At 37.7% G+C, this 23040-nt stretch carries 20 protein-coding genes; 15 read left to right on the top strand and 5 right to left on the bottom strand.

The window, feature by feature from the left end:
- The first annotated feature begins 2 nt into the window (after positions 1-2).
- The 10 genes from CUS89_RS11690 to CUS89_RS11645 are packed head-to-tail and all read left to right on the top strand — an operon-like array spanning position 3 to position 10543.
- A complete protein-coding gene (locus CUS89_RS11690; protein WP_104872256.1) occupies positions 3-278 on the top strand; it encodes a type VII secretion protein, YukD family in 276 nt (91 codons plus the stop codon).
- Complete coding sequence (essB, locus tag CUS89_RS11685; protein WP_104872255.1) at positions 275-1447, top strand: type VII secretion protein EssB; 1173 nt, start codon at positions 275-277, stop codon at positions 1445-1447. The genes CUS89_RS11690 and essB overlap by 4 nt, the downstream gene beginning before the upstream one ends.
- The gene (gene essC, locus CUS89_RS11680) at positions 1434-5849 is read left to right on the top strand and encodes a type VII secretion protein EssC (protein WP_104872254.1); all 4416 of its coding nucleotides are present in this window, start codon (positions 1434-1436) and stop codon (positions 5847-5849) included. Before essB ends, essC begins: the two co-directional genes overlap by 14 nt.
- A complete protein-coding gene (locus CUS89_RS11675; RefSeq protein ID WP_104872253.1) occupies positions 5846-6247 on the top strand; it encodes a DUF4176 domain-containing protein in 402 nt (133 codons plus the stop codon). The genes essC and CUS89_RS11675 overlap by 4 nt, the downstream gene beginning before the upstream one ends.
- A gap of 11 nt (positions 6248-6258) precedes the next feature.
- Positions 6259-6513 (top strand): hypothetical protein, encoded by a 255-nt coding sequence (locus CUS89_RS11670; RefSeq protein WP_104872252.1) that lies wholly within the window; start codon positions 6259-6261, stop codon positions 6511-6513.
- A 9-nt stretch (positions 6514-6522) separates the two neighbouring features.
- On the top strand, positions 6523-6873 hold the full coding sequence (locus CUS89_RS11665; protein WP_104872251.1) for a hypothetical protein: 351 nt from the start codon (positions 6523-6525) through the stop codon (positions 6871-6873).
- Positions 6864-8408 (top strand): hypothetical protein, encoded by a 1545-nt coding sequence (locus tag CUS89_RS11660; RefSeq protein ID WP_104872250.1) that lies wholly within the window; start codon positions 6864-6866, stop codon positions 8406-8408. The genes CUS89_RS11665 and CUS89_RS11660 overlap by 10 nt, the downstream gene beginning before the upstream one ends.
- 2 nt (positions 8409-8410) lie before the next feature.
- Entirely contained in the window at positions 8411-9280 is an 870-nt protein-coding gene (locus tag CUS89_RS11655; RefSeq protein ID WP_258082418.1) for a DUF4176 domain-containing protein, read from the top strand.
- A 44-nt stretch (positions 9281-9324) separates the two neighbouring features.
- Positions 9325-10218: a hypothetical protein gene (locus CUS89_RS11650; RefSeq protein ID WP_104872249.1), complete on the top strand. Its 894-nt coding sequence runs from the start codon at positions 9325-9327 to the stop codon at positions 10216-10218.
- On the top strand, positions 10211-10543 hold the full coding sequence (locus tag CUS89_RS11645) for a DUF4176 domain-containing protein (RefSeq protein ID WP_104872248.1): 333 nt from the start codon (positions 10211-10213) through the stop codon (positions 10541-10543). The genes CUS89_RS11650 and CUS89_RS11645 overlap by 8 nt, the downstream gene beginning before the upstream one ends.
- 170 nt (positions 10544-10713) lie before the next feature.
- Here CUS89_RS11645 and CUS89_RS11640 read toward each other — a convergent pair whose 3' ends face one another.
- Positions 10714-12321, bottom strand: a complete 1608-nt coding sequence (locus tag CUS89_RS11640; RefSeq protein ID WP_104872247.1) for an SWIM zinc finger family protein — start codon at positions 12319-12321, stop codon at positions 10714-10716.
- 172 nt (positions 12322-12493) lie between these two features.
- Positions 12494-12961 carry an Rrf2 family transcriptional regulator gene (locus CUS89_RS11635; RefSeq protein WP_104872246.1) on the bottom strand — a complete coding sequence of 156 codons (468 nt, stop codon included), beginning with the start codon at positions 12959-12961 and terminating at the stop codon, positions 12494-12496.
- 121 nt (positions 12962-13082) lie between these two features.
- Here CUS89_RS11635 and CUS89_RS11630 point away from each other — a divergent pair, with 121 nt between their 5' ends.
- Positions 13083-13940: an SDR family oxidoreductase gene (locus tag CUS89_RS11630; protein ID WP_104872245.1), complete on the top strand. Its 858-nt coding sequence runs from the start codon at positions 13083-13085 to the stop codon at positions 13938-13940.
- A 306-nt stretch (positions 13941-14246) separates the two neighbouring features.
- Positions 14247-15407 carry a glycoside hydrolase family 73 protein gene (locus CUS89_RS11625; RefSeq protein ID WP_104872244.1) on the top strand — a complete coding sequence of 387 codons (1161 nt, stop codon included), beginning with the start codon at positions 14247-14249 and terminating at the stop codon, positions 15405-15407.
- A 67-nt stretch (positions 15408-15474) separates the two neighbouring features.
- On the opposite strand, the gene CUS89_RS11620 is transcribed toward CUS89_RS11625, so the two are convergent.
- Positions 15475-18963, bottom strand: a complete 3489-nt coding sequence (locus CUS89_RS11620) for a glucosaminidase domain-containing protein (protein ID WP_104872243.1) — start codon at positions 18961-18963, stop codon at positions 15475-15477.
- A gap of 220 nt (positions 18964-19183) precedes the next feature.
- Here CUS89_RS11620 and CUS89_RS11615 point away from each other — a divergent pair, with 220 nt between their 5' ends.
- Together CUS89_RS11615 and CUS89_RS11610 are read left to right on the top strand one after the other, a co-directional pair.
- Positions 19184-19624, top strand: a complete 441-nt coding sequence (locus tag CUS89_RS11615) for a DUF2798 domain-containing protein (protein WP_104872242.1) — start codon at positions 19184-19186, stop codon at positions 19622-19624.
- A gap of 84 nt (positions 19625-19708) precedes the next feature.
- Positions 19709-20017, top strand: a complete 309-nt coding sequence (locus CUS89_RS11610) for a hypothetical protein (RefSeq protein WP_181055362.1) — start codon at positions 19709-19711, stop codon at positions 20015-20017.
- 229 nt (positions 20018-20246) lie between these two features.
- On the opposite strand, the gene CUS89_RS11605 is transcribed toward CUS89_RS11610, so the two are convergent.
- Together CUS89_RS11605 and proB are read right to left on the bottom strand one after the other, a co-directional pair.
- The gene (locus CUS89_RS11605; protein ID WP_104872240.1) at positions 20247-21494 is read right to left on the bottom strand and encodes a glutamate-5-semialdehyde dehydrogenase; all 1248 of its coding nucleotides are present in this window, start codon (positions 21492-21494) and stop codon (positions 20247-20249) included.
- The gene (gene proB / locus CUS89_RS11600) at positions 21494-22297 is read right to left on the bottom strand and encodes a glutamate 5-kinase (protein ID WP_065096460.1); all 804 of its coding nucleotides are present in this window, start codon (positions 22295-22297) and stop codon (positions 21494-21496) included. Before proB ends, CUS89_RS11605 begins: the two co-directional genes overlap by 1 nt.
- Positions 22298-22511: 214 nt before the next feature.
- Here proB and CUS89_RS11595 point away from each other — a divergent pair, with 214 nt between their 5' ends.
- Positions 22512-23039 (top strand): dUTP diphosphatase, encoded by a 528-nt coding sequence (locus tag CUS89_RS11595; RefSeq protein WP_065096459.1) that lies wholly within the window; start codon positions 22512-22514, stop codon positions 23037-23039.
- The last annotated feature ends 1 nt before the right edge of the window (position 23040 follow it).

Raw genomic sequence — 23040 nt, 5'->3', positions numbered from 1 at the left:
AATTGGAAAAAAATCAAGCCATTGGAATCAGCTTAGAAGTCAAAGAAGAAATTTTTGATTTGCAGATCCCGACCCAAGTTACGGTTACAAGATTAAAAGAATTATTAAAGGCATCTTTCATGCAAAATGGTTCATCGTTGCCAGATGTGTTCGACTTAGTGGTGTTGAATAAACCGATCCGCTTAAAGGAAGAGGCATATGTGGCAGATTATCCATTAAGTGAAGGTGATCATTTGCTGATCCATGAATCTCGACAAAAATCGGAGGAACGAACGTGACCCACATAAAAGATATTTCTGAGATGATTATCATTGAGACAACAACTGATGCTGTAGAAGTAACACTGAATGCTAAGCAATACCAACTGGATCGTTTAGAACAGTATCAACTATTCTTAACACAAAAAAAGCACTTGCTTCCTGGACATATTGTGGAATCCTCAGAAGAAAAACTCGTTATACACTACCAGAAAAGTAAACAAATCTATTCTTTGCAAGAATACCTTAAACGAACGGAACTTTTTCAACGATTATTACTTGCACAAAAAATCAATTTCTTATCCGAGTTTTTAAGTAGCCCGATCCAGCCTTTCATTCATCCAGCCAGTCTCTTTTTATTTGGAGAAGAAATCATCGTAGCACATCGAGGCTTTGCTCATTCCATTGTTCCTTATGAAATATCTGAAGAAGAATTTTTGAAGCAATATCGTGCCTTGATCCTGACAATTTTACATCCTAAGTTCGATTATGAGCAACTGATTGAAGGAAATGGCACATTGAAGGACGAGCTTTCTAAGCGAATCCAAGCAGCAAGCAGTGTCACAGAAATCGATCGCATGATTGGTGAACAAGTTGTACAGCAAAAAGCAAAGCGTGCATCAGAAATTCAAATGGTGAACAAAAAAAGCTACTTTGTTTTCAAATGGGGAACGGTTTTATTAAGCCTCACAACAATAGGTTTAGCGCTTGCGACAGGCATCTATGCGTTTGATAAACTTCCCGCACAAGAACGGATCAGCTCTGCTGAAACGCAATATATTGCTAATAATTATGCGAATGTCTTGACCACATTAAAAGATGACAAACCCGAAGATCTTCCTACTGGTGCCCAATATGTCGCTGCTGTCAGCGCTGTACAGCTAGATAATTTGTCGAATGAGCAAAAAACAGCGATATTAAACAACATTTCCCAAAAATCAAATGAGAATACCTTGCTCTACTGGATCTATATCGGGCGGGGTAATTTTGACCGATCATTAGATATCGCACAAAACATCGGCGATCATCAATACATTTTACATGCCTACACCAAGCTATACGATGCAACGAGAGCAAACAATAAAATGAGTGGTCAGAAGAAGCAAGAATTACTAACAAGTTATGAGGAAGAAATCAATAAGTACTTAGAAATCTTAGAAGGCGAGACGGATAGCAATGAAGCAAATTAAGCCAATTTCAATGACTGATCAAATCCAACATTCCGTTGCAGTTCTTTATGATCTTTTTTACTTTGGATCGACGTTCATTCATACACAAATAACAGAAAAAAAGAATCAAGTAATAATTGACGATCGAACGATTTCCTGTGAAGACGGACAGCTTTTTTGTGAAGGAGAATTAGTCAAGGATGAAAAGTTTCTCCTCGTGCAACATGAAAATATGAAAACGGTTGTTGTTAATAAGCCAAGAGAAAGTATTTATCTATCACGTGCGCAAGACTCGGCAATCTGTATTGATTCTGACACGTTGATTTTTCTTAGTCTTGATAGCAACACCGATGACTATCAAGTAAAGGTCTATCCCAGTAATGCCAAGGTTTATTACAATCACCAACGTGTAGAAAAAGGGGTATTTCCATTTTCTGTAGGAGATCAGTTGATTATTGATTATCTCATCATTGAAATGCGAGAGAAACAATTGAAGATCTCAGATTTAAAAAATCAGTTACAGTTGGACCCTTGGCAGTTGCTCGAAGAACCTTACATTTCCGAGTATCCAGAAAATTTTCCAGCATTCAGACGTAGCCCAAGAATCCATTTAAAGGAGCCAAAAGGAAAAATAGAGATCCAATCGCCTAAGCAGAAAGCTACTGAAGGAAAGAACGAGTGGTTGAAAACCATCGTTCCACCGTTAGGCATGGTTGTTTTGAGTGGTGCTACAAGTTTCTTGAGCGGGGGGAATCCAGTCATGCTGATCAGTATGGGGGGTGCTAGTTTACTCACAACAGGTTTTTCTGTGTCGAGTTATTTTACGAATAAAAAAGAGAGCAACAGAAAAAATCATGCGAGAGAAGAGTATTACCGTCAGTATATGATCAAAAAGAAATCGGAGCTTAACGTCTTACAGCAAACACAAAAAACAGCATTAGAATATATGAATCCTTCACTGAATGAATTAGCATTGATGGCTAAAGATTATCATGCGAGGATTTATGAACGCATGACAGTGAACGAGGATTTTTTGACTGTCCGTTTAGGAATCGGCGAAATCAATACTAGCTTTCAAACAAACTTCCAGTCGGCAGAAGAGGATGAACTGATTAAAGAAGCCTTTGAACATCTCAACCATCCATACAAACAACTTGGAAATGCACCGATCATCGTTTCACTGTTGGAACAAACCGTTGGCTTAGCAGGAACACCTAGTATTTTACGAACAGCATTACAACTACTGCTGTTTCAGTTATGCGTATTGCATTCTTATCGAGACGTCGAATTCATTACATTGATTCCCTCGGAAGAATACGAACAACATTGGCGGGAATGGCGTTGGTTGCCCCATAATAAAATCCGTTCTTTAAATCTAAGAGGAATTGTCCATACCCCCCAAAGTCGAGACATGATCTTGAATTCTTTTTATCAAATAGTGGCAAAAAGAAAACAACAAGTTCGTGAGGCAGGAAATGAGAAGGTGCACTTTCAGCCACATTATGTTTTTTCGATTTTGGATGAAAGCTGGTTGGCAGGACATGGATTGAACGAATTTTTAGCCGAAAACTTAGGAGACTATGGGATTACGGTCATTTGGGGAAAAGAAACGTTGAATATGTTGCCAGAAACGACCACGACTTTAATTGAATATCAAAGCAATGAAGCAGCAACCTTGATCAATCAGGACAATGAATATGTCAACCAGCGTTTTATTCCCAATCATTTGCCGACAACTTATCCAATCGAAAAAGCCATTCGGCGTTTGGCGAATCTCCATCATGTGGAAGTAGAAAAAAATGCCGTACCTGACAGCTTGAGTCTACTCGATCAATATGAGGTCAAGACAGTTGAAGAACTAGCGATTTCGAACCGCTGGGCTACTGCTGAGCCTAATAAATCTATTCGTTCGTTAATTGGTTGGCGCGGAAAAAAAGATTTAGTCTATTGGGACCTCCATGAACGAGTTCATGGGCCCCACGCCTTAGTTGGCGGTACGACGGGATCAGGAAAATCTGAATTTCTAACGACTTATTTGACTGGCTTAGCAATCAATTTTTCACCAGAAGATATTGGTATGTTGATTATTGACTGGAAAGGTGGCGGAATAGCCAACACCTTAGATCATTTGCCCCACTTTATGGGCGCAATCACTAATTTGGATGGCGCTGGAACTACGCGAGCCTTAGCGAGTATCAAAGCGGAGCTGGCGAAACGCCAAAGAGAGTTTGCCAAATATGGCGTAAACAATATCAACGGGTACATGACTTTGTATAAACAAAGAAAGACCCCAAAACCAGAGGTTATTTATCCGCAAAAACCACTGCCTCATTTGATTTTAGTTTCCGATGAATTTGCGGAGCTTAAAGCTAATGTTCCGGAGTTCTTAGATGAACTTACATCTGTTGCCCGAATCGGCCGTTCATTGGGTGTCCATTTGATTTTAGCTACCCAAAAACCTTCTGGCGTAGTCAATGATCAGATCGAAGCCAATAGTACGAGTAAAATTGCCTTGAAAATGGCGAGTGTCCAAGACTCGAATGAGCTACTCAAAACACCAGATGCCGCACAAATCACGAATCCCGGAAGAGGTTACTTGAAAGTTGGCGAAAATGAAGTGTATGAATTATTTCAAAGTGGCTATGCTGGGGTTCCTTATGATCCGGAACAATTGATCGAAGAAGTGATCGATGAGCGTGTCTTTAAAATCAATGAATTGGGCCAATTGGAATTGCTCTATGATCCAGACGTCGAAATCATTCAAGGGAAAGATACACGAGACCTGCCAACGCAATTAGAGGCAGTCATTGATAAGATCAAGACAACCTTTGTGGGTTCTACCTACAAGCTGCCAGATAAGCCGTGGCTACCGAACTTAGACAAGCAGATTGTTACGCCAAAAGTAAAACAGTCAGAAGACCGCAATTTAGCTATCCCATTTGGTTGTTTAGATATCCCTTCGGAACAAAAACAAATGAATTATACTTTCAATCTAGAAGAAGCGAGTCACACATTGATCGTTGCCAGTCCAGGCTATGGGAAATCGACAGGGCTACAAACTCTAGTCATGAACCTTGCTCGTCAAAATACTCCTGAAATGATCCAATTTCATTTAGTGGATTTTGGGAACAACGGTTTATTAGTACTCAAAGAATTACCCCATGTTGCGGATATTGCAACTTTAGAAGAAGATGAAAAATTGCAAAAAATGCTTGATCGAATCGAAAAATTATTAGCAGAGCGCAAAAATTTATTCAAGCAAGCTGGTGTCGCTAATCTAACGCAATATGAAACAAGAACAAGAGAAAAATTACCGATCATAGGAATCATTCTCGATAGTTATGATGGGCTGAGTTTGGAAGATAAGCGGAAAGACAGAATTGACGAAGTGCTTCTTCAATTACTAAGAGACGGTGCCAGTTTAGGCGTCTTTCTTGTCATGACGGCAAATCGTGCAGGTAGCATTCGGACTAACATGATGAGCAATATTGCCACTAAGATAACGCTATATTTAAACGATGAAAATGAAATAAACATGGTCATGGGCAGAAATGCTTTGTCACCTGAAGCAATCAATGGCCGCGGACAAGTCTTACTGGCTGCGCCAACTACCATTCAGTTTTATCTTCCAACGAATGGGAAAAATGATGCTGAACTACTCCAAAATCTGGAAGAAGAAATAATAGAAATCAATCAAGCTTGGACAGGCGAACGTCCTGAGAAAATTCCAATGGTGCCAGAAAATCTAACACAAAAAAGTTTCGCTTCTTATTTTGTACAAGATGACGAAAACAAACTGTATTTAGGATTGAACAAAGGCACTTCATTAGTAGAATCTTTCGACTTATTCCAAGGCATGAGATTAGGGCTCTTTTTCAACTCCAACAAACAACTTCGTGCGATGATGCCTTGGTTGCTTCAACAGATTTGCCAAGAATGCCAAGGAGAAGTGGTAGTGATTGATGCAAATGGAACTCTGGAATCAGCGAAGGTGAGTGTTTCACTATATTTGGACCGTTCATGTCTCACTGAAGAATCAATGGCCTTAAAAGCGGCTCTAGAAGCTCTTTTAACAAATGAAACTGGCAAGAGGATCGTCGTAATCAATGGTATTGCGGACTTAGTCGGGAAATTAGCATTGGCCCCTGAAGAAGTTACTGCTCTGCTAAGTGGTGGGAACGATCATTTACAATTTGTCTTTCTCGATCATATGGCGAAAGTGGGCAATACATTTGGCGGAATCACTACGTTCATAAAAGAAAATATTGACCAGATTTTATTTGGTGGTAGCTTACAAAATCAACTATTTATTGAAAATCTTTCTTATCAAGAAAAAAACGCAATAGTCGCTAAAAACGTCCTACACAGTTTGAAGGATGATCAATTGGAAGCCTTGGTATTTCCAACGGAGGAGGAAGCATGAGAGAAGAAATGATCACACCGTTTTTGCCACTAGGCAGTATCTTAAGACTAGTAGGGACAGAAGATGATCAACTGCTCTATTTCGTCGTTGCTCGCGCCATCGCCAAAAATGAAGAAGAAAAAGTGATATCAAGATATCGTGTAGCCCCCCATCCATTTGGAGATATACCAAGCCAAGAAGTCTTTTCTATCCATGCCGATCAAATCACAGAAGTGTTGTTCGAAGGCTTTCAAAACCAAGACGATGAAGAATTTTTAGACGATTTGTTGAGGCAACTTAGGGATGCGCCAGCCAGACCACTACTTGTGCAAGAGGAGCAACCTGTACCGATTGTAGAAACTATAAAAAGCAATGAAGAAGAGAGATTAAAAGAAGACCCATTCTATCAATTCAGATAAGGAGAAAAAAGATGTCGAAAATCGCTTCTCAGGAATCCACTGCAACAGCAGCCATATCAGGAATAAAAAATGTATCTGTTAGTAGTAGTAAAACAAGTTCTTTAAGCAAGAGCACGATCAGCAGTATGAAAACAGGAGTAGAGGTCAGTAACAACCTACTCACCGATATTTCAAATCTAGTTACTTGTGTCAATGAACAGGCAATCAAATTCCCCCAGCTTGCTCAAGTAATCGCAGTCAGAGACAGTCAAACAAGATTCAACTAAGGAGTCAGTATGGAAAAGGAAGAGTTGATCGCTGAATATGATCGTAAAATCAGCAACAATGAACAACGATTGGAGCATCTGAGCAAAGAAAAACAGCAGTTAAAACAATGTATGCATCATTTAGAGATGGATATGCGAAAAAGCTTTCGAGAAATCCAACAATTCACAGAAGAATTAGTATCTCAAGGAAATCAAGTTGCTCGTTGGGAGAAGAATGAGAATGAAGGAAAATCAACTTACTTCACGCAGTTGGTAGAAAGCCAACAGCACCAACTAGACCAAGAATACTTAAAAGGTGTGATCAAACTTGAAGAAGAACGTACGGAACTTCAGAAAGAAAGGAATAAACGATGGGATTAATCTATTCAGCCACAGAGTCTTCTAATCTAATGAGCAATCTGACCACTAATTTATCGCTTGCTCGTACAACGATCACTCAACTACGAACAGGTAGTCAACAAGTTGTCCGAGCGATTGATGGCAAAACTCTCTCCGGAGCGGCTTATCAAGCCGGTAAAGGACTGTTTTCTGAGTTGATCATACCTACGATCAATCGGGTAAATACTGCGGTGCAAGGGATTCAGTCAGACTTGAATCTTTACTCTTCCGCACACCAAATGATTGCCAGTGAAGGATACTTGGACGAAGATAATTTAAGCGGACAGATTCGTGCCAAAACATTCGCTAAACAATCGATCGATAACCACGCGCAGACGATTAGGCAGATCGCCAATACAAGCATATTACCCGGCATTACAGAAATGCTAAGTGATTTTCATCGAAACTTGATGCGAATGGCGGACAGCCTGCAAGAAGATATCTACAACTTGCAACGCAAACAACAAAAACTTCATGCCTTTAACTCCCAAACCAGTGGACTGTTCAATAACAGTCTACTGGAATTGAAACTCGCCATGCAAAGCGTATTAGTCTTGAATCAAACAACCATCAAGGCAGACGGTAGTTATGTATTGCCGAAAGGAGTGGATGGGAGTTGGTTTGAGAAGTACAAACCAAACGGACAAGCTTTGTTGGAAGAATCTTCAAACAATGCCTACTTAGAAATGTATGCGGAGATCGAAAAATTGGTCCAACCCCTGAAAGATGGGAAAACCGACACAATCAGACGACTTGAAATGTTGCTCAGCAATTATCCTGATGCATTGGTAAATAAGTTGGCATCCAACGATGAATTTTTGATGCTTGCTAATCATCTACCATCAGGTATGAAAAATAAATTATTTAGCGGTCTTGCAAAATACGAAATGTTCGGTAAAGCCGTTGCCCAAGGGAAATGGATTCCTAAAATCGATACGCTAGGCAAAGCCTATCAAAATTTCACTAAATTTACCTCTCCCGTAAAAACCTATGTCAGCGAAGCCTTGAAGAAATCTCAATTTGTGCAAGGAGCTAAAAATTGGGGTGTTGCCAAAGGATTAGGAACGGCAGGCCAAGTAGCTACCTATGCGCAATTAGGCATCACTTTCGCCGCCAATGCTGTGAATGAATATGGAAAAACAGGAAGTATTGGCAAAGGAATAATAGGTGGTGGAATAGAGATGGTGAAGAGTATTGGACCGTTAGAGGGAATGACATTAGGTGCAAAGTTAGGAACATTTGTACCAGGAATTGGAAATGTCGTTGGTGCCGGCCTAGGTTTAGTTATAGGTTTGGGAAATAAGAGTTTACAATTTGCAGAGCCAGATACCTATGATTATGTCAAAAATTGGGCTTATAAAATATATGATAGGAACACGAAAAAACTAGGTAAGGCAATTGAAAAAAGCGTTAATACAGTGAAACTTATGAATGAAAATATTAAACAAGTGGGAAAATCAATTGGAAATATACTATCTTCGATAAAAGTACCAGAAATAAATTTTAATTGGAGATGAATATGGGAAACTTATTTAAGGCATCCTTTGAAGAAAGTTTAAATTTGAAAGATGATAAGCTAATCAATTATATGAAAAATGATGTTGAAAGGTGGGATCTAAAAGAAAGACCTATTTTATTGAAAATATTAGCACTAGCTTTGATAGGCATGCTATATGGCATAGTTTTATTTACAAACAGGATTGTTACGAACCACGATAGAGATGGTTTTGTCCCACAAGCCGAGGTAAACTTTTTACCTCCATTTATATTTTGGATATTTTTAGTGATGTATTTAGTTATATGGGCCTATACATTGATTAAACGTTATCGAGCAACTAAATTTGTCTGGGGCTACATTAATGTGGTAAACATTTTTACTTGGCTAGTAATTGAAATTAATCTTTATTTTATTACAGCATTTTTAAAACCTCTAACAGCTATAGGCATGGGAATATTTTTCTCAATAATTTTATTAATAGGATATATAGTAGTTAAAAGTAAGAAAGCTTCCTTAGAAAATTTGCTCTATAAAAAAAATAAAAAAGAGAAGGTAGATAAATGGTTAGAAAAAATAATAAACCTAGTGGTGAAGTATAGCTCAATAGTCGTTATTATCGGGTTTATTTGGAACTTTATTTTTCCTAGTGGAGATGCGCCACGTACCGATATGACGGGCTTTATAGAAATTTTAGCGATGTGGTTAGCACTTGATATAGGCTTTATTATTGCACAGGCCTATCTATTCTTCCCTTATCTATTGCATGGTTATTATAGACACAAATATTCAGAAGAATACCGTAATTTAGAAGGGCAAACACAATTAGAATGGTATGGTGAGAAATATTTTAACAAGCATATCAAAGGAACTAATAAAGAAGAAAAAATATAAGGAGTAGACATTAGAGATGAGAGTAGCTTTAATTGGTGAAGAATATGAAAAAATTATTCAATGCGACGTTTGAACAAAGCTTAAACTTGCTGGATGATCGTTTAGTCGATTATATGATAAAAGATACTGAAAAAAGAGGATTATATAATGGGAAAAAGCGTTTTTTATTAATATCTATATCAATAATTTCAATAATAGCACAATATGGTTTTGTTAAATTTACTGGATTAGGGATGAAAGATCCTGATAGAAATAGCCTTGTTCCTGAACCAGATATAAATTTTTTGCCAGAAAGTTTTTTTTGGATATTTCTTTTTATTTATTTATCTATCTGGTTATATACAAGATATAAAAATAAGAATAATAGTAGTACAAGAATTTTTATTACAATGAACACCTGTAACAATTACCTTATTTGGTTAATACTGACAGTAAATTTATTTTTTATTACTATGTTTCTGAAACTATTAACTTCTATTGGGATGATAATCGTTTTGATTTTATTAACGATAGTAGGCTACATCGTTATTAGAAGTAAAAGTAATTCCTTAAATATAAAAATACTTGATATAAAAAATAAAGAAAAAAATAAAGTCGATGATTTTATAGAAAAAATCATTCAAATGGTAATGAATTACGGCTGGATACTGGTCATAATAGTTATAATTTGGAATTTTATTTTTCCAGATGGAGATACACCTCGAACAGATATGGTAGGTTTTATCAATATTTTAGCGATGTGGTTAGCGTTTGATATAGGATTTATCATCGCCGAAGCCTATCTATTCTTCCCGTATCTATTACACGGTTATTATAAACACAAATACTCAGAAGAATACCGCAATAGGGAAGGCAAGAGTCAGCTAGAATGGTACGGTGAGAAATATTTTATTAAACATATCAAGGGAACTGAAAGGGAGGAAATGCAAGATGAGTGAGGGCAAAAAGTTATTACCATTAGGAAGTGTCGTTTTGCTTGAGGAAGGTTTACAAAAATTAGTTATCGTTGGAAGAGGAGCTATATATACAGATCAACAGACGGAAAAAGATACATTTGCAGACTATATGGCAGTCCTTTACCCCTCAGGATTAAATCCTGAGACAACGATTTTTTTTGATCATGGGAATATCGATAAAGTTGTTTTTGAAGGATATAGTGATGAAGAAGAAGTGAGATTTTTAGATATCTATAGCAAGTGGGAGTCTGACGTGAAGCAAGCAACAAGTAAACCACTCCAATCAGTTCCGATTGGATTTGATTGACAGATGAACCGTCATGTTATTTAATAGTGTTTGAAATGCTTTTTCTTTTTTAGGAAAATATAGGAAATTGACAAATTTATAATTGTCTTTTCAAAAAGCCGAATCAACGGCGTTGCTTGTTGATTCGGCTTTTTGAAGTACTGACTGTGAATAAGGTCGCTATTGCTAGATTATTTATATGTTTTTTCTAACTTTTTCAATTCTTCTAGCATTGCTTTTCTGCGTGGGTACTTTTCTTTTAGCTCTTTGATCAATAATTGGACAGAGATCGTGCTACTAGGGAGGGTTGCCATTTCAGCAATCAACAAAGCCATTTTATGATACCGTAAACGTGTAGTCGTCTCAGCAGCCATTCGGCGTAATTCGTATTCATATTTTTGAAGGAGTGCTTCTGGGAACTGCTTTCTTAAGAAAGAAAAATAGCGGCTAGCTTCTTCCAGTCCAGGTGACTTGAGGACATAATCCAATAACAGATCATATCGTCTTTCTTTTGAATAGAACAATCCAACGTCTGTACGATATTTTAATTGTTCAAATAAGTGTTCACGTACTTCTTCCCACTGATCGATCGAATATGATTTTTTCAATTGATGGATCAAATTCATATCAACGGTTTCTCCTTCTAATAGGAGAAACAAAACTTGTTCTGCATAAAGCTCTTTTTTCCCTAGTTTATGATAGAGGTTTTTTAATGCATAGCGATGCAGGGTGACCATATCGGAAGAGTGTTGGTCTAATACAATACTTTCATTCAAAACAGTAATTGCTTCTTCATATGCTTTCTTTTGCATCAGATAGTCGATATATTGTGAACGTATAGTTGGAGATTGCCAACTTTCACGTGCACGTTGATGAATTTGGTTGTCTGTATAATTTAAATTTTCCATTTGGCGAATGGATAGAAGTCTTTTGTTTTTATAGTTGAAGTGTCCGCTATTTTCAGATATTTGATCTAGGTTTTGCTGATCCTGATCAGAGAACTGTTCGGGGAATTCTTCATGTAAAATTTGTTGGATATAAAAACTAGACTGGCTTGCATTATTTATTTTAGCCGAAAGTTTAGAATACATTCGTTGTTTTTCTTGCTCAGATGCATGTCTCAGTAATTTTTTCCATAGAGAGTAACATTGATGCATGATAAGGCTGATATCATTTTCTACATTATGTACCTTTGCTAAGTCAAAGTGTTCAACTACTCTGTTCATCAGTTCGAATGCATGAAGGATCTGCTTTTTTTCGATGGATGTATCAATAAGATTGTTTAAAAATTCAGATAGTTCTTTGCTGATCTTTTGCAATGTACGGTCGTTAATATTACTACCAAAATATTGGGTATGTTTCTCTAAGATAACAACCAATTTTTCGTAATCGTCAATATTTTTGATTGCAATATGTTCTTGAAAGCGTCGTGTAAGGTCTTGATTCTCTTTTAGGATATTCAATAGAAAATCTTGAACATCTTGTTCATCTGCATAAGAAATGAACTTGACAAGATCATTTACATTTTCGTAGCTGTATTCTTGTTCATATTTGAATAAGACAGCCACGACATGTGGACAATGACCTGTATCTTCATGGGAGCAACTGCAAGACAAACCATAGAATCGTTCATCATTTGTTAGCTGGATAAGTATGTCATACTCCTTATTGTTGTCTTCTATTACTTTTGCGCTGATCTTTTCTTTAGTAACCAAAAATCCATGAACACGTTTTTCAATAAACAATTCATAGCCATGATCTAAATCAGATTCCCAAAAATCGTTTTTCCAGTCTTTCATAATATTTCCTCCTTTAGTTATCTTCATAGTTTAATTTTACCGAATAAATAAAAAGAAAACAGCAATTTTTTTCCAGTACGAAGATTATTTAATCTATTATAAAAGTAATAATAATATAAAACTGTTATTTTAATTTTTAGATAACTAAAAGTGACTCTGATTTACTTACAAACTAAAGAAATTTTTCCACGAGTGGTTGATTTTCTGGGCGTTTCTCTTTTTCTGATAATGCAATCTGTTTAATGAGCCCATCCAAAGTGATTACTGCCATTTCTTCTTCCACTTTTTTCTGTAATCGAGAATAAGTTTCAGCCAAGACTTCTTGTATATTAGCGCCTACCACGCAATTCGGATTTGTTTTAGGATCTACTTGGATCAAATTCGTGTTGCCTTCAATACTTCGATAAATTTCCAATAAATTGATATTTTCGGGAGCTTTCGCAAGTACGGGTGTTGGTTTCCCACTTGTTGTATAGATAAGGTCTGCTTTTTTTAATTGACTCATGATTTTTCGAACATTTGTTGGATTTGTTTCAATGCTACTTGCAATCATGTCGCTTGAAAGTAGATCAGTTCCTTGAAATATGTGGATATACGCTAAGATGTGAATCGCATCGCTTAATTGTAGAGAATATTTCATAAAAATCCATCCTTTCAACTTGATTTCTTGACTTATCTTAGCATACTCTTTATGATAATGGTGTATTTTAAAAATGTACAGCTATGTGAACAAAAATAATTAATCAATAGGGAGTGGGAATATGACTTATTTAGTAACAGGAGCAACTGGAGGATTTGGACACTACGCTTTAGAAGAATTAAAGAAACTGGTTCCTTTGGAGGAGATCTATGTCCTTGCTCGTAATGAAGAAAAGGCACAGAAATTAATTGAAGCAGGTCTTCAAGTTCGCATCGGCGATTATGCTGATCGCGAGACGATGGTACAGGCGCTACAAGGCATCGATCGTCTATTATTTGTATCAGGTGTACCGGGAAACCGACAAGCTGAACATCAACATGTTGTTGAAGCAGCGAAAGAGGCAAAGGTTTCTTTTATTGCCTACACTAGTTTTGCGGATGCAGATCATTCGACTAGTATCCTCGCTCCAGATCATCAATTCACAGAAAAAATCATCAAAGAATCGGGTATTAAACATACCTTTTTAAGAAATAACTGGTACTTAGAAAATGAGATGCCGTTGATCGAGGTAGCATTGAAATCTGGTCAGTTTGTTTATGCAGCTGGCAAAGGCAAAACCGGTTGGGCGTTAAAGAGAGAGTATGCAGAAGTAGCTGCAAAAGTATTAGCAGGAATGGATTATCCTGAGGTCTTAGAATTATCTGGAAAGCCAATCACTTATCAAACATTGGCAGAAAAAGTTGCTAAAGTAAGTGGGAAGTCTTTAGAAATCCTTTCGTTGGCTGCAGATGAATTCACAGGTAAACTAACAGCTTCGGGATTTTCTCAAGGCGGTGCAGAAATGACGACTGCAATCCAAAATGATATTCGCAACAATCAGTTAGATGTAACTTCTGATGATTTTGAAAAAGTATTAGGTCGCAAATTGACTTCGATAGAGGATGGGTTAAGGGAGTTAGGTATCCAAATTAAGGACTAGTTTTTTCTACCAAATTTAATAGGAATATTACTCTTAGAGCGCACGTATGGGTTTGGAAATAGCAGATGTATTTCTAAACCAAGCCGGCAATTCTCTAAGAGTTTTTTATTGTTTGATTTGAGCCAATAATCATTGACTTTGAAAATTGAAAAGATACAAAATGGCATACAGACTCCTTTAAATCTTAAGAATTTATATACTGAAAAAAGTTGAAATCTATGTATAATTAAAAAGTGTATGATATTTATTTCTGTTATCATATGCAACACATTAAATTATTTTATTTTTAAGAATAAAGGAGAAGTAATGAGAGCAAAAAATTTATTATTTAGTGCAATTATTCTGAGTAGTCTTGTGACTACCAACCTTACTGTACTTGCAGAAGAATTAGGAACAAATAATTCTGTTGAAACCACTGTTTCGACACAAGCAGACGACGTGACAGAACAGCCTACGGAAAATGTGGAAAAAACTGAGTCTGTTACGAATCCTCTAACCAATGGAGAGGAACTGACCCATACACATCAAGCGGATTTATCACAATTTGAAAATCCTGGCATAGCAGCATTTTCAGCACGTTCTTCTTCAAATGCACAACAAGCGTTCATTGATAGTATTGCTGCAAGTGCACAGACCTTAGCAAGCGCGAATGATTTATATGCTTCAGTTATGATCGCTCAAGCAATTGTTGAAAGTGGCTGGGGGAAAAGCACGCTAGCTTCGGCACCTAACTACAATTTATTTGGAATAAAGGGAAGTTATAATGGGCAATCAGTGACAATGCCAACTTCTGAGTTTGTAAACGGGCAATGGATCACCGTAAATGCTGCTTTTCGTAAATATCCTTCTTACGCAGAATCTTTACAAGATAATGTGACTGTCCTTAAAACAACTTCGTTCCAATCTGGTGTGTATTATTACTCAGGAGCTTGGAAAAGTAATACCTCTTCGTACAAAGATGCCACAGCATGGTTAACAGGGCGTTACGCGACAGCACCAAATTATGGTTCAACATTGAACAACATCATTGAAACCTACAATTTGACACAATATGATACGCCAAATTCTAGTTCTTCTCCGATGTATCGCTTATACAATAAAAGTACAGGACAGCATTTGTACACATTGAATGCGGGAGAGAAAAATTATTTATCAACAGTTGGTTGGAAATATGAAGGGATTGCATGGCAAGCACCAAATAGTGGGCAACCGGTGTATCGTCTGTACAACCCAAATAACGGGGATCATCATTACACGATGGCTCAGTCAGAAATCAACTTCCTTACACCGCTAGGCTGGAGATATGAAGGGCTAAGTTTTTATTCTGGAGGTTCTAAACCCATTTATCGACTATTTAACCCAAATGAAACTATCGGAACACATCATTACACATTAAGTTCAGTAGAAAGAGATTCTTTGACACCATTAGGTTGGAGATATGAAGGAATCGGCTTTTATGCGAATTAATAAATAAAAAATATCTACTTGGCATTTTCAAACAATGTCAGGTAGATATTTTTTATAAAAGATCAGATCAATCAAACTGATCCAAACGCCAACGTTCAATGATGTTGTTTAATTTTGTTCCATAATTTGGATCAGTTGCATATGTTCCAGTTAAGGCTTGGGTCGCATCTCGATAAGAACGTGTATTAACTTTCCAAGTTCCACGATAGCGAACAGGGTCCCAAGGTACGCCATATTTTAGTTTCACAGCATTGTCGATGAAAGATTCATCGGTACTTTGATAGACACGGAATTTAGAGTTGACAGGTATTGTGATCCCGTTGACAACTTCATCTGAGACATGCCAAACGTAATCATATTTCCCTTCATCTTCCCCATCTTTGAACTTCATTCCAAAGAAATTGTTCGCATTGCGTGCCAAGAAGCTAGTGCCATAGCCGGTTTCTAAAATTGCTTGAGCAAGCATGACAGAGGTATACAATCCGTACGCTGGAGCGACACGATTGGCACTTTGAGTGATAGAATTGACAAATCTACCTTCTGGTGTTGAAGTGTCGATTTGTCCTAAAATGGTCAGTTGATTTGCTTGGTAACCCGTTGGTTTTCGATCATTTTCTACAATCGTTACTTCAATTGCTTCGACAGGTAGACTCATTCCAACTGAGCCTGCCTTTTGGCCATTTGAAGCCCAACCCAACCAACCGCGTGAACGGACGAATGAACGATAGTAGATGTCATATTTTTCGGATAATTCACCTGTTAGTTGAAAAGAGAAGGCCTGGAGTGCTCGACTATGTCCGACAGAACCTGATATAGCTCCATTCTCAACAGGATTTGTCCATCCACTTGATGAAATATGTGAATCATATCTAATTCCACCAGAGTAATCACTTTGTGCTAATTGTGCACGAATTGCTTCAAATTGACGCCCTTGATTCGCATGATTGATAGAATTGCTTAGTCCGTTGCGATTGACCCAACCAATACCCGATACATGACCGTCAAAGGAAATCTTAGGCGGTGCAATTCGAAAGGCACGAGAAGTTGCACCTGGTGGAGCTTGACCTTTTTCGACTAGTTTTATTTGTAATGCCTCTGCACGATAAGAGTAACCTTGTGTGCCAGCTGATTCTCCATTTTTTGCCCAGTCTAACCATCCGAAATGTTGGGAATGGACACGGTAATAAATATCATAGTGGTGACTGATATCACCGGTCAAATTAATTCGGACAGCTTGTAATGCTAAGCTTTGTCCAACGGTCCCTGAAGTTTGTCCTTCCTGAATCCATGAAGTTTCCCAACCACGATGTGACAGGTGGGATTGGTAAACGATACTACCTGCATAACTGTTTTCCGTTAATTTTAATTGAAGTGCCTGTAAGCTAAGACCTTGTCCAACCGTTCCAACTTGTGTCTCGGCTGTTTGTTCTGGTAGCCATCCTCTAGAAGCTACGTGAGCGTTCGCTAAGACAGAAGGAGTTTTTTCAACATAAGATTTACCCGTTGGTGGCCCAGTTTGCTCTTTGGGTAGCAGACGTATTTCAATTGCTTCAATACGATAACCGTACCCCAATGTACCAGCACTATTTCCATTTTCTGCCCAAGGTAACCAGCCTAGATTTTGAGCATGGATTCGGTAATAAATATTGTAATGTGTTGCAAGTTCGTCTGTCAATCGTATCCTGATTCCTTCAATCTGACGACCTTGTCCTTCTGTTCCCGATATCCCTCCATTTGATACCCAATTTTGCCAACCATGATTTTCAATATAGGAAGTATATTCGATTGATCCAGAAAAGGCAGAAGAGAGATTGACACGTAACGCTTCAATACGTAACCCTTGTCCTTCTGTTCCAGAAATTTCCCCATTCGAAGATTCAGGAAGCCAACCTCGTCCGCGTACATGCGTAGAATAATTTATAGATGCTCTTTGGACGTAAGAATCTCCAAGTTCAGGACCTTGTTGGGAGCGACTAATTAATTGAATTTCGATGGCTTCGATTCGGAAACCAAAACTGGATGTTCCAGAAGGGTTTCCATTTTTTGCCCAAGGAAGCCAACCAAGTTTTTGAACATGAACTCGGTAATAAAGGTTATAATTTTCAGCCAATTCTCCTGTGAGTCGCATATTGATTCCTTCTATTTGAAGACCTTGCCCCTCTGTTCCTGATATTGCTCCATTCGATACCCAGTCTTGCCAGCCAGTTCCTTCAACATAGGAACTGTACTCAATTGATCCTGAAAGGGAAGAAGTAAGATTGGCACGTATTGCTTCAATGCGTAGTCCTTGTCCTTCTGTACCAGACAACTCACCATTTTTTGAGGTGGGCATCCATCCGTGTCCACGCACATGTGTTGAGTAACTAATTGAAGTTTCTGTTCTACTTTCGCTAGGTGAATGATTTGTATCATTGACACTACTATTCGAAGGTACAATAGGTGTCATATTTTCTGTTTCAATTGTGTCTGAATCAGCTTGTCCTAATTTTTTAAATTCATTCTGATCAACATACCCCACCACAACATTGTCATGGGATATTTTATAAAATGAACGGTTATTGATTTTTATTTGTTGGTTTACTTCATAAAGTGTTTCAAGATCAGCTTGCATTGCAGATTTTTCAAGCCATGCATCATCTAAAGTGGAATAAATTTTTGCATGATTTTCTGTTAAGTTTCCTTTTTCAGAAAAGTTTATTATTTTAGAATCATAACAAGTTAAATTTTCTGCAAAAATCCAACCGGACTGCGTAGCACTTTCGACAAAAAAATATATTTCCTGATTGGATAATACGATTTTTCGAGTCAAAAGAATGTTTCCAGAGAATTCTTTTCCATTAGGTTGTTGATTAAATGTATCAGTTAGTGCTTGTTGTTGCACGCTCCCATATTGATCAGTTAATTCCTCTATTTCTTGAATCGTAATTTTTTCTGTGACTTGCGGGTAGTACTCTTGAATCAAAACAAATAAACTATCTTCATCAATCGCTAAAGCTGGATCAATTGAAAGAATATCTTTAGGATTCTCGAGGGAGAATTGATAGGTTTTAAACTGTTGTGCAAGATAATAAGCTAAAGTTTGTTTGGTTTGTGAGACATCTCCAGCGTAGACAGCTAACTGGATTGTAGATGAATCAGTGGTTCGGGGAGTAGGGACTTGAACATCTGTGGAATTTATTTCATAGATTGTGTTTCCACTAATGTAGCTGTGTGTTGTTTTTTTGTTTTCCTCATCTTCAATAAATGTTTGTTGCATAGTTTCAGTCGCTGATAAGTTGATTCTTTTCGGTTTACTGACACCATCCTTATAGCTCTCACCTATTAATTGGGGAGTCCCTATTATAGTTGGTGTGTCAGTACTGGGTGGGGGTATCTCTTCGTTTGTGCTTGAAATGGTAGTTGGAGATATTACATTTGTTGTTTTTTCGTCGGTGATTGTACTTGAGGTGGTTTCGGTTTGCTGATTATTTGTTGTTATTGTTTCTGCTAAAGCAATACATGGCGACAATGATGCGTTTAATAACATTATCGATGCAAGCAAAATCCTTACTTTCATCAAATATCCTCCTAATTGTAATCTTTTCTTTATTTGATTAATAAGAAAATGTTATTTTTATTTTGGTGTTACTAATATTATTCTATCGTAAATTTAATTATTTTCCAATATATTTTCTAAACTAAGTCAAGAAAAGTGGCTTGATACAAAAAATAAAATAAAAACTTACGAAAAATTTTCATTTATGCTATGCTGTTTTTCATGAAAAGGAGTGATTGGAGTGCCAACAAACAAAAAAGAAGGAATTATTTTTACAACGATGATGTGTTTTCTGATGGTTTTAGGGATGAGTATCTATAATCTATGGCTACATAATGCATTGCATGTATCAAATTTATTCATAGGACTTATACCAGGATTTATCGTGGCATTTATATTAGATGTTTTTATCGTAGGAGTGGTTGCGAAAAAGATTGCTTTTAAATTACCTATAAATAAACAAAATAAAATGCAAATGATCCTCACGATTTCATGCCTCATGGTTTTAGGTATGGTAACATGTATGTCATTATTCGGTATTGTTATTGAACAAGGGATTCCAGAGCAATTTCTTTCTACCTATCTTACAGCCTGGAAAATGAATGCGATCATGGCGTTGCCGTTGCAGTTATTATTTGTCGGCCCAGTTTCACGTGCAGTTTTGGCGACGATCCAAAAATAAAGAAAGAAGTCTCTATGTTGTTGCTAGCAACTTTCAGTTAGATAAGCTAAAATGCAAGCAAGACATAAATGTGAGGCATAGATGATGATCGAAGAATATTTTAAAGAAGTAGGCTTGACGATGGTCGAACTACCTGTTGAATGGGTAGATGAACAGTTGATTTATCGGGGGTTTATCAAAGAGTTACCGACGATCAACGCGGAGGCTAATTCAAGAGCAAAAATGCAGCAACAATTAGCAGAAACATACCGAAACTATCGTGAACAACTTCTTCTTGAATCAGAAGAAGAAAAAGAAACTACCACAAATCTGACGAGTGAACAATTATTGCGCTATTATGATGGGGAAACATTTGATGGCTTTTCTTTATTTGATCAGTTACCTGAAGAGTAGTTTACAAAGGGATCAAAGGATTTATTTGCAAAAAATTTTAATTTAGTTGGAGGTTGCAATAGTAGTGTTCAATCTCAAGAAATAAGACGACAACCACAAAAATTTGAAACCAAATTTCGTGGATGTCGTCTTATTTCTGTGAAAGATTTTTCTCTTAATAAAGAAAAATCAGGATTTTGCGTAACTTATTATGAAAGACAATTCAAACCTAAATGTTTCCCGTGAAACATTATTTACGAATTTGTCCATCTCCATAGATGATGTATTTCGTCGTTGTTAACTCATTCAACCCCATTGGACCTCTAGCGTGGAGTTTTTGTGTAGAAATACCGATTTCTGCACCGAAACCAAATACTGAACCATCAGTGAAGCGAGTAGAAGCATTGACGTAAACAGCAGCTGCATCGACTTCATTTAAAAAGCGCTGACTTGCTGTGTAACTGTCTGTGACAATAGCCTCGGAATGCTGTGTATTGTGACGGTTGATATGCTCGATTGCTTCATCCAAAGAATCAACGATCTTGACCGCTAAAATGTAATCCAAATATTCTGTATCCCAATCGGTTTCGTCTGCTAAGGTTGCTGTCTCTAAATAATCTAACGCGCGAGCATCTGCATGTAGAGAGACACCATGTTCTACTAGTGCTTGCTCAATGGATGGCAAGAAGAAAGGCGCAATCTCTGAATGGATCAGCAACGTCTCGGCAGCGTTGCAGACAGAAGGGCGAGACGTTTTTGCGTTCACGATGATATCAACTGCCATGGCTAATTGTGCTTCTTTGTCGATATAAATATGATTGTTGCCAGTGCCGGTTTCAATAATTGGGACAGTTGCTTGTTCTTTCACGCGTTTGATCAACGAAGCGCCACCTCGAGGGATCAATACGTCTAAATAATCCGTTAAACGCATCAACTCTGCAGCAGTTTCATGAGAGGTATCATCCACGAATTGGATCGCATAAGGTGATACGTCAGCGTTTTTCAATGTTTCTTGAAGCAACTCAACTAACAATTGATTGGAGTGGAAGGCTTCTTTTCCACCACGTAAAATCACTGCATTCCCTGACTTGAATGCGAGACTGGCCGCATCAGTTGTCACATTCGGACGTGATTCGTAGATCATGCCGATGACACCTAGAGGGACACGTTTCTTACCAATCAATAGACCGTCTTCGTTTTGCCACATGTGATCGACTTTTCCGATTGGGTCGTCTAGTTGCGCCACTTTGATGATTTCTTCCGCCATTGTATGGATGCGTTCTGGTGTTAGCCGTAAACGATCTTGCATCGTTTCGCTAATATCATTTTCGGTCGCTTGATCTAAGTCTTTTTGATTGGCCTCAAGAATGGCTAGTTGATTTCTTTTGATTGTTTGTGCCATTTGTAGCAACAAGTCATTTTTTTGGTTAGTCGGCATCAAAGCGAGTTCTCGTGCGGCTTTTTTTGCTTGTTTCCCAAGTTGGATAAGATCAGTCATTATAAAACCTCCTTAAATAATGTTCCGATTTCTTTTCCAGCTAAAATATCAAAGATGATTGCTGGATTTTTTCCGTTTGCTAAGATCATCGGACGATTTGCTTCAAAGATCCTTAAAGCTGCTTTTAGTTTGCTTGCCATCCCACCAGTTCCGTAGGTGCTACCAGCACCACCTGCTTGTGCCATCAGTTCATCATCGATCGCGGTAACTGTTTGATACATTTCAGCATTAGGATTGATGGTTGGATTATCCGAATAAAAACCGTCGATATCTGAAAGAATGATGAGTAGATCAGCGGCAATCAGTTTGGTAACGATCGCAGATAACTGATCGTTGTCGCCAAATTTAGTGGAGTGATCTAATTCATCGACTGCGACGGTGTCATTTTCATTGACGATCGGAATGGTTCCCATCGCTAGTAGCTGTTCTAACGTATTGACAACATTTTTTCGGCTTTCAGGGTAATCAATGACATCTCGTGTCACTAAGATTTGGGCAGTTTGTTGGCCATACGCACTGAACCGTTGATTATAGATATTCATCAATTCAGCTTGTCCGATTGCTGCAATCGCCTGTTGTTCGGGGATCGTAGCGGGACGGTTGGCTAGATTCATCTTATGCATCCCAACGCCTACTGCACCGGAAGAGACCAAGACGATTTCTTTCCCTTGATTACGAAGGTCAGAGAGAACAAAAGCGAGTTGATCGATCGCGCCCAAATTGATGTTGCCATTTGGATAGATCAACGTACTTGTTCCTACTTTTATAATGATACGTTTTGCTTCTATTATTTCTTTTCGCATGGAGCACCTCAACTAATCTTTTTTACACAGAAATGATTTTGCTCTATTCTACTTGTTTTCAATCATAAAGTCATGTTTAAATAAACTTTTTTTCAAAAAATCAATAAATTTGTTTCTTAAGTTGAGAAGTGAATTTCATGAAGAATTCGTTAACTTTGGGTATTCACTCGCTTGGTATGTTAAAATAGAACTAGTTTACTCTGGGAGGGATTCGGTGAATAAAAGAGGTTTTGAAGTAATTACACGTTATCAGGATCAACAGATCCAATTGCCACAAAGAGCGACTCACCACGCTGCCGGTTATGATTTTGAAGCAGCAGAAGATGTGGTGATTCCAAGTGTTTGGAAAGCTGGGTTCAAACAAGGACTCACAGCGGTCTCAGATGCGCTTATTCCTGAAACATCAGCAGAGGAAAAAAAGATCAAACCCGTTTTAGTACCTACAGGAATCAAAGCGTATATGGGTGAGGATGAATTCTTACAATTAGCCAATCGTTCGAGCAATCCGTTAAAACGTTTTTTGATTTTGACTAATGGTGTCGGCGTGATCGACAGTGATTATTATAATAACGAAGCAAATGAAGGGCATATCATGTTCCAATTCACGAATTTTGGTTTCAAAGATGTAGTGATCAAAAAAGGGGAAAGAATTGGGCAAGGGATCTTCCTACCGTTCTTAAAAGCGGATCAAGACCAAACCGCTAATGCTCGTCAAGGTGGATTTGGTTCATCCAACCAATAAG

Source organism: Enterococcus mundtii, from assembly GCF_002947535.1.
Taxonomy (GTDB): Bacteria; Bacillota; Bacilli; order Lactobacillales; family Enterococcaceae; genus Enterococcus_B; species Enterococcus_B mundtii_B.
This window is presented reverse-complemented; position numbering and strand designations above follow the sequence as displayed.